This is a genomic window from Rhizobium herbae (genome assembly GCF_019511375.1).
In the GTDB taxonomy this organism is placed as follows: domain Bacteria; phylum Pseudomonadota; class Alphaproteobacteria; order Rhizobiales; family Rhizobiaceae; genus Pararhizobium; species Pararhizobium herbae_A.
This window is the reverse complement of record NZ_JAEUAO010000007.1, coordinates 279,568-285,996: the sequence shown is the minus strand read 5'-3', so window position 1 is coordinate 285,996 and position 6,429 is coordinate 279,568. Positions and strand designations below refer to the sequence as shown.

Genomic DNA, 6,429 nt, shown 5'->3' with positions numbered 1-6,429 from the left:
GGATGTGCTCGCGGGTCTGCGGCATCGGGCCGTCGGCAGCCGAGCAAACCAGGATCGCGCCGTCCATCTGCGCCGCACCGGTGATCATGTTCTTGACGTAGTCGGCGTGGCCGGGGCAGTCGACGTGGGCATAGTGACGGGCCGGCGTCTCATATTCGACGTGCGCCGTCGAGATGGTGATGCCGCGCGCCTTTTCTTCCGGGGCGGCGTCGATCTGGTCATACGCCTTGAACTCGCCGAAATACTTCGTGATCGCTGCCGTCAGCGACGTCTTGCCATGGTCAACGTGGCCGATCGTGCCAATGTTAACGTGCGGCTTGTTGCGCTCAAATTTGCTCTTTGCCATGGGTACGTTTCCTGTGATCAATGAGAATGCATCATCCGGCGGCGCCGGTTTGGGGAGGCGTTTAAGGGTTTCGGAAGAATTGCGCAAGACTTAATTATCTCGCCCGCTTCCAACACCTTGGCCTTTTGATGACGCTTAGATGGTGATTGCCGCGCGCAATTCCAACACAAGAGGCGCAAAAGACGAAAGTCGGCCCGCTTCAATGGCTTGTGCTAAATTATTAAAGAAAGACTCTAAACGCCGGTTACGGGGCCGTTTGCTGGAGCGGGTAGCGGGAATCGAACCCGCGTATTCAGCTTGGAAGGCTGCTGCTCTACCATTGAGCTATACCCGCGGGGTCTTGATCCGTCTGACAGAATGGTGGAGGGAGTTGGATTTGAACCAACGTAGGCTGAGCCAACGGATTTACAGTCCGTCCCCTTTAACCACTCGGGCATCCCTCCATATTCTGTCGGGATCAAGCGACCAGGCATTTCGATCGAAGCGCGTTGCCGGAGCAAGGCGCCCCTTCGATCTGCGCCGGGTATATGACCGCCCCGTTTGATCCTGTCAACACGATCAATCAGAAAAAGTTGCGAAATTCGCCATAAAGATTGCGCGCCACCGATTTCGCGAAAAACGGTTCCCCGTTCCCCCCATCACCAGTATAAGGCAGGCATGAGCAAAGATATTCCGGGCGACAAGAGCGCCAAAGACAGCCATTACGCAACTCTTCGCCGCGCCCATCGCGATGCCCGGCGCGAGCGCGGCGAGATCCCGACGCCCGCCCAGGATCGCCGCAAGAAAACGGCAAAAGCCGACTGGAAGGCGCCGCAATTGGCGCCCGACCAGGTCCTGCTTTACGGCATCCACACCGTTCGCGCCGCGCTCGATAATCCTGAACGCAGGATCACCAAGCTGTCCGTGACGCAGAATGCACTTGTCCGTCTTGAAACCGGGCCCGTCGAATCGCTCGGCTTCCCGGTCGAGATCGTCTCCCCGCAGGACCTCGACAAGTTGCTCGGACCCGATGCCATTCATCAGGGCGCGATGCTGGAGACCGTGCCCCTGCCCGTTCGCCGCCTGTCGGCGCTAAAGGACAGCCCGCTGATCCTCGTGCTCGACCAGGTCACCGATCCGCACAATGTCGGCGCCATCATGCGCTCCGCCGTCGCCTTCAATGCCGGTGCGCTGATCACCACCATGCGCCACAGCCCGACGGAATCGGGGGTGATGGCGAAATCCGCCTCCGGCGCGCTTGAAATGATCCCCTATATCCAGATCACCAATCTCGCCGATGCGCTGGAGGAACTGCACAAGCTCGGCTTCGTTTCGATTGGCCTTGATTCGGAAGGACCGGCACCGCTCGAAGAGACGCTGTCCGGCAACAAGATTGCGCTCGTGCTCGGCGCCGAAGGCAAGGGTCTGCGGCAGAAGACCCGCCAGACCGTCAACGCGCTTGCCCGGCTCGATATGCCCGGCGCCATCAAGTCGCTGAATGTCTCGAATGCAGCGGCAATCGCCATGTATGCGGCGCGCAGCTACCTGGCCAAGGTCTGATCAGCGTTACGGTATGATGCTCGGCTTGTTGAGCGAAAATCGGGCTTCGGGACAACCATCCCGAATCTTGCGCCATGTGGTCACGTTGAGTTCCATTTCGCAACGCGCCAGATAGGCCATGTCGCCGACCCGGATACAGGCGGTCTGGCCAAGTTGAAGTTTCGAGCCGTCGCGATTTCGGCAGGTGCAGCGCGCGTCGGGGGGCGATGCAAAAGACAGCGTGGAAAACATTCCGGCAAATACCGAAACGAGAAAGACCAACAAAAGAGCCGCAACGCTTTTCATAAGCGGAGCTTAATACAAAAAGGCTCGTTTTCAAAGCAAAGCAGGCAGACCGCACGCCGGCGCCCCGCGTCGGTCACGCCTTTTTCAGAAATTCAGTGCGCAACACCAGACCCTTGATCTTGGCGTGGCGGCATTCGACCTCGTCCGGATTGTCGGTGAGGTGGATGCCCTTGATCATCGTCCCACGCTTCAGGGTCTCCGATGTGCCCTTGACCTTCAGATCCTTGATGAGCGTGACATTATCGCCCTCGTTGAGGATCGTACCGTTGCTGTCCCTGACGTCCATTTTCGATTCCAGTTCATGATGATGTCGGCGCAAGCCTGTAATCGGGCTCTAGCGCCTTGGACCGCGCCTGTCCAGTCGACCGCGAGAGGGGTCGACAACTCACGACGCGAAAACGGTTGTCTTAGCCATCGCAGCACAGAAAAAGCCGGGCACCTCGTCGTGCCCGGCTTTTCAAGAATCGGCGACCCCGCCTCGATCAGGCGGCGATGTCGAAATGACCGCGGTCGGCGATTGCCTTCTCGGCCCCGGCGATCGCTGCATCCTTCGCATCCGGGCCGATGGCGAGGCCTTCGGCACGAACGAATTCGACGTCGGTGATGCCGATGAAGCCGAACACCGTGCTCAGGTACGTTTCCTGATGGTCCATGGCGCTGAGCGGAGACGCGCCCGAATAGTGGCCGCCACGTGTCGAGGCAACGATCACCTTCTTGCCCTTTGCCAGGCCTTCGACACCGGATTCGGTGTAGCGGAAGGTGGTTCCGGCAACGAGAATTCGGTCGATCCAGGTCTTCAGCTGGCTGGGAATGGTGAAATTGTACATCGGCGCGCCGACGACGATGACGTCTGCAGCGAGGAATTCGGCAAGCGAGGCACGCGCCGCATCAAGCTCGGAAACCAGTGTCGCATCGAGCCCTTCCGGATTGGCCGAGGCGGCCATCAGGTGCGAACCGTTGAGATGCGCCAGCGGATCAGCGGCAAGGTCGCGATAGGTAACGGTGTCGCCCGGGCGCTCCGCCTTGATCCGCGCAACGATCGATGCCGTCAGGCGGCGGGATACGGAATGGTCTCCGAGGATACCGGAGTCGATATGGAGAATGTTCATGGATTGCACCTTTATGTCCTGGGTGGCGTTTGGGTGCGTTACATATGAATTCAAAACAATCAGCCGATAAGTCCGCCCTTTTTTGACAGACTGTTTCCTGATAGAGACAATTTGGTCTCGACTTTGCTTGTCTGGAAGGTGTGGAATGCAAGACCTGAACGATCTCGCGCTGTTTGCCGCCGTGGTGAAACACAAGGGCTTCTCCGCCGCGTCGCGGGCCCTCAGCATTCCGAAATCCAAGCTCAGCAAACATGTCGCGCGCCTGGAGCAGCAGCTTGACGTTCGCCTGCTCGAACGCTCGACGCGCAAGCTGCGCGTGACCGAGATCGGCCAGGCCTTCTACGAGCGCTGCGAAACGATCCTGTCCGGCGTCGAAGCCGCGGAAGCGGTGGTCGCTGCGGCCAGAAGCGGGCCGTCGGGCATCGTCCGGCTTGCCTCGCCTATCGGCTTCACGCCGATGCTCGCGCATATCCTGCCTGACTTCCACAGGCGCTATCCCGAGGTAAGGCTGCTGATCACCACGACCAACCGACGCGTCGACCTCGTCGAAGAACGAATCGATATCGCATTGCGGGCGCGCGATCAGCTCGATACCGACAACCATCTGATCGTCCGCAAGCTCGGACAGGCGCGCCAGTTCCTTGCGGCCAGCCCGGCACTGATGGCCCGCCTCGGCAACGTGACGATCGACACGCTCGGAAAGATGCCGACGCTTTCTATGAACGAACAACACGGCTCCGACACCTGGCAACTCCTTCATACCGATGGCATGAAGCGCGAAATCGCTCACCAGCCCATCATCGGCTGCAGCGATTTTGCCATTTTGGAGCGCGCGGCGATCGAAGGGGTCGGCATTGCGCTTCTGCCGGATCATCTTTGCGGGCGCGGCTTCCGCACCGGCGTGCTCTTGCCCGTGCTGCCGGAATGGTCGTCAAACGACGCGATCGTGCATCTGGTCTTCACCTCGCGCCACGGCCTGCTGCCCGGCGTCCGCGCGCTGATTGACTTCCTTGTGGAAAATCTGCCTCGCGCCATGTCGCGTTGCACGGAGATCGATCCAGCGCCGGCGATGCTCGCCGCGGCAGAATAATACAGGCAGCACTTCGGCGACCTCTATTCGAATGTTTCCGAAACGCGCAATCTGATGCCATCAGCGAATCGGCGGCCGCAGGGAGCAACTTATCATGACGATCGAACGGCGGCGGCGCATCATCAAAACGCGCAGGACCGCTATCGGCACCGCACTCGTTGCCGGCATCTCGTTTCTCGCGGGCATGACCGACGCCGCCGGGCTCCTCGTCGCGGGCAGCTTCGTTTCCTTCATGAGCGGCAACACGACGCGTGCCGCAGTGGCCCTCGCGGAGGGACAAACGCGATATGCCGTCATCCTGCTCGGCGCACTCCTTACGTTCGTCGTCGGCAACGCGCTGGGCATCATTGTTGCCCACAACGCCAGCCGGCGCACGTTTCGCGTCCTCTGCGGGGTGACGCTAATCCTCGGCCTTGCGGCCGGGGCCACCAATCCCGCCCTCTCAACGTTTCAGTTCTACGCGATCGTGCTTGCCATGGGGCTCGTCAATGCCGCTGTCGAGCACATCGAGGGACTGCCCATCGGGCTCACCTACGTGACCGGCGGTCTGTCGCGCTTCGGCCGCGGCATCGGCAGCTGGGTTGTCGGCGCACCCCGGCGCGACTGGGCCATGCAGATCGTTCCCTGGCTCGGCATGGCCGCCGGCGGTATCTGCGGCGCCTTTCTCGAACGGGCGCTGGGCGCCGGCGTGCTCTGGCTGACCTGCACCTTGTCGGCGGTGATCGCCATCGTCGTCTTCTTCATTCCGCCGCGGCTGCAGCAGCGCCACGCCCATCGCACCCAGCCGGCTCCCCTGACAACCCGGCCGAAACAACGTCCGTGACCGTGCCACGCGAGGCCGGCAACGCAGGAACGCCGCGGCGATCGCCGCACCCGCCAGATCTTGAAAAGCGGAAGGACAACCGCATTTTCCCTTTACACACGATCAGAATATGCTAACTCCCTGCTCCACATGCTGCCCTTATAGCTCAGTTGGTAGAGCACCTGATTTGTAATCAGGGGGTCCCGGGTTCGAGTCCTGGTGGGGGCACCATTCTTTTCCTTTCCCATGTTGATCTTTTATGCATGATACCGATGGTATCGGCGGCGTGACATCTGCTGCCAGTTGAAGAACGGACGCGCAGGACTTCTTCGAGGCGTTCAGTCCGCGGACGCCCATTCGTAAAACATACAGGCATTCCATGGCTCGCACGTTCAAAACCATCGCTTTCGCCGCCTCCGCCACCCTCGAGGCGCAGAAGGCTGCGGAGGAGTTGATCGCCCTTTACGGCCAGCATGATCCCGAGGAGGCAGATGTCATCGTGGCGCTCGGCGGCGATGGCTTCATGCTGCATACGCTGCACAAAACGATGAATTCCGGCAAGCTGGTCTACGGCATGAACCGCGGCTCCATCGGCTTTCTGATGAACCGCTACAGCACGGAAAACCTGCACGAGCGGCTCGCCGCGGCCGTCGAAAACACCTTCCGGCCGCTGGAAATGCAGACTGTCGATTCGGACGGCAAGCGCTTCGCAGCGCTCGCCATCAACGAGGTCTATCTCTTTCGCCAGTCATACCAGGCGGCCAAGCTGCGGGTCGTCGTCGATGGTCGCGTCAGGCTCGAGGAACTGATCTGCGACGGCGTGCTGCTGTCGACTCCGGCGGGGTCCACCGCCTACAATCTCTCAGCCCACGGCCCGATTCTGCCGCTCGAAGCGCCGCTTTTGGCACTCACCCCGGTCAGCCCCTTCCGGCCTCGCCGCTGGCGCGGCGCGCTTCTGCCCAACAAGGTGACCGTCGATATCGCCATTCTCGAACCGGACAAACGCCCGGTCAACGCCGTGGCCGATCATGTCGAGGTCAAGTCCGTGGTCACGGTGCGCATTGCCGAATCCGAGAAGATGACGGCGCATATCCTTTCGGACCCCGATTATTCCTGGTCGGACCGGATCCTTGCCGAACAATTCTCCAACTAGCGCAGATGACAAACACATCCCCGCAATCACTTGAATTGGAATCGATTCCGACCGAAGGTGCTGCGGGAATTGACGTGCCTCGGGATCCGCCGGGCATGCAGGCAT

The 6,429-nt window shown here is 60.7% G+C and carries 8 protein-coding genes and 3 tRNA genes; 5 read left to right on the top strand and 6 right to left on the bottom strand.

The window, feature by feature from the left end; translation table 11 throughout:
• The 3 genes from JNB71_RS23600 to JNB71_RS23590 form a co-directional block, all read right to left on the bottom strand.
• Positions 1 to 346, bottom strand: a 346-nt coding sequence (locus JNB71_RS23600; RefSeq protein WP_220374201.1) for a GTP-binding protein, incomplete at its 3' end; no start/stop codon positions are given.
• A gap of 260 nt (positions 347 to 606) precedes the next feature.
• Positions 607 to 680, bottom strand: a tRNA-Gly gene (locus JNB71_RS23595).
• 24 nt (positions 681 to 704) lie between these two features.
• Positions 705 to 789: transfer RNA gene (locus JNB71_RS23590), tRNA-Tyr, on the bottom strand.
• A 214-nt stretch (positions 790 to 1,003) separates the two neighbouring features.
• Here JNB71_RS23590 and JNB71_RS23585 point away from each other — a divergent pair.
• Entirely contained in the window at positions 1,004 to 1,885 is an 882-nt protein-coding gene (locus JNB71_RS23585) for a TrmH family RNA methyltransferase (protein WP_220374200.1), read from the top strand.
• Between the two features lie 6 nt (positions 1,886 to 1,891).
• Here the strand turns inward: JNB71_RS23585 and JNB71_RS23580 are convergent, their stop codons facing one another.
• From JNB71_RS23580 to JNB71_RS23570, 3 genes are all read right to left on the bottom strand, one after another.
• Positions 1,892 to 2,170 (bottom strand): hypothetical protein, encoded by a 279-nt coding sequence (locus tag JNB71_RS23580; RefSeq protein WP_220374199.1) that lies wholly within the window; start codon positions 2,168 to 2,170, stop codon positions 1,892 to 1,894.
• A gap of 73 nt (positions 2,171 to 2,243) precedes the next feature.
• Positions 2,244 to 2,456 carry an alkylphosphonate utilization protein gene (locus JNB71_RS23575; RefSeq protein WP_018325899.1) on the bottom strand — a complete coding sequence of 71 codons (213 nt, stop codon included), beginning with the start codon at positions 2,454 to 2,456 and terminating at the stop codon, positions 2,244 to 2,246.
• Positions 2,457 to 2,652: 196 nt separating this feature from the next.
• Positions 2,653 to 3,279: an FMN-dependent NADH-azoreductase gene (locus JNB71_RS23570; protein ID WP_220374198.1), complete on the bottom strand. Its 627-nt coding sequence runs from the start codon at positions 3,277 to 3,279 to the stop codon at positions 2,653 to 2,655.
• A 145-nt stretch (positions 3,280 to 3,424) separates the two neighbouring features.
• Here JNB71_RS23570 and JNB71_RS23565 point away from each other — a divergent pair, with 145 nt between their 5' ends.
• From JNB71_RS23565 to JNB71_RS23550, 4 genes are all read left to right on the top strand, one after another.
• Positions 3,425 to 4,369, top strand: a complete 945-nt coding sequence (locus JNB71_RS23565; protein ID WP_220374197.1) for a LysR family transcriptional regulator — start codon at positions 3,425 to 3,427, stop codon at positions 4,367 to 4,369.
• A gap of 94 nt (positions 4,370 to 4,463) precedes the next feature.
• Complete coding sequence (locus tag JNB71_RS23560) at positions 4,464 to 5,192, top strand: YoaK family protein (RefSeq protein WP_220374196.1); 729 nt, start codon at positions 4,464 to 4,466, stop codon at positions 5,190 to 5,192.
• Positions 5,193 to 5,326: 134 nt separating this feature from the next.
• Positions 5,327 to 5,402 (top strand) — tRNA-Thr (locus JNB71_RS23555).
• 148 nt (positions 5,403 to 5,550) lie between these two features.
• Positions 5,551 to 6,324: an NAD kinase gene (locus JNB71_RS23550; RefSeq protein WP_220374195.1), complete on the top strand. Its 774-nt coding sequence runs from the start codon at positions 5,551 to 5,553 to the stop codon at positions 6,322 to 6,324.
• Positions 6,325 to 6,429 lie beyond the last annotated feature (105 nt).

Coding starts and splice junctions, on each gene's coding strand:
- JNB71_RS23585 (WP_220374200.1), top strand. CDS start 1,004: ATGAGCAAAGATATTCCGGGCGACAAGAGCGCCAAAGACAGCCATTAC.
- JNB71_RS23580 (WP_220374199.1), bottom strand. CDS start 2,170: ATGAAAAGCGTTGCGGCTCTTTTGTTGGTCTTTCTCGTTTCGGTATTT.
- JNB71_RS23575 (WP_018325899.1), bottom strand. CDS start 2,456: ATGGACGTCAGGGACAGCAACGGTACGATCCTCAACGAGGGCGATAAT.
- JNB71_RS23570 (WP_220374198.1), bottom strand. CDS start 3,279: ATGAACATTCTCCATATCGACTCCGGTATCCTCGGAGACCATTCCGTA.
- JNB71_RS23565 (WP_220374197.1), top strand. CDS start 3,425: ATGCAAGACCTGAACGATCTCGCGCTGTTTGCCGCCGTGGTGAAACAC.
- JNB71_RS23560 (WP_220374196.1), top strand. CDS start 4,464: ATGACGATCGAACGGCGGCGGCGCATCATCAAAACGCGCAGGACCGCT.
- JNB71_RS23550 (WP_220374195.1), top strand. CDS start 5,551: ATGGCTCGCACGTTCAAAACCATCGCTTTCGCCGCCTCCGCCACCCTC.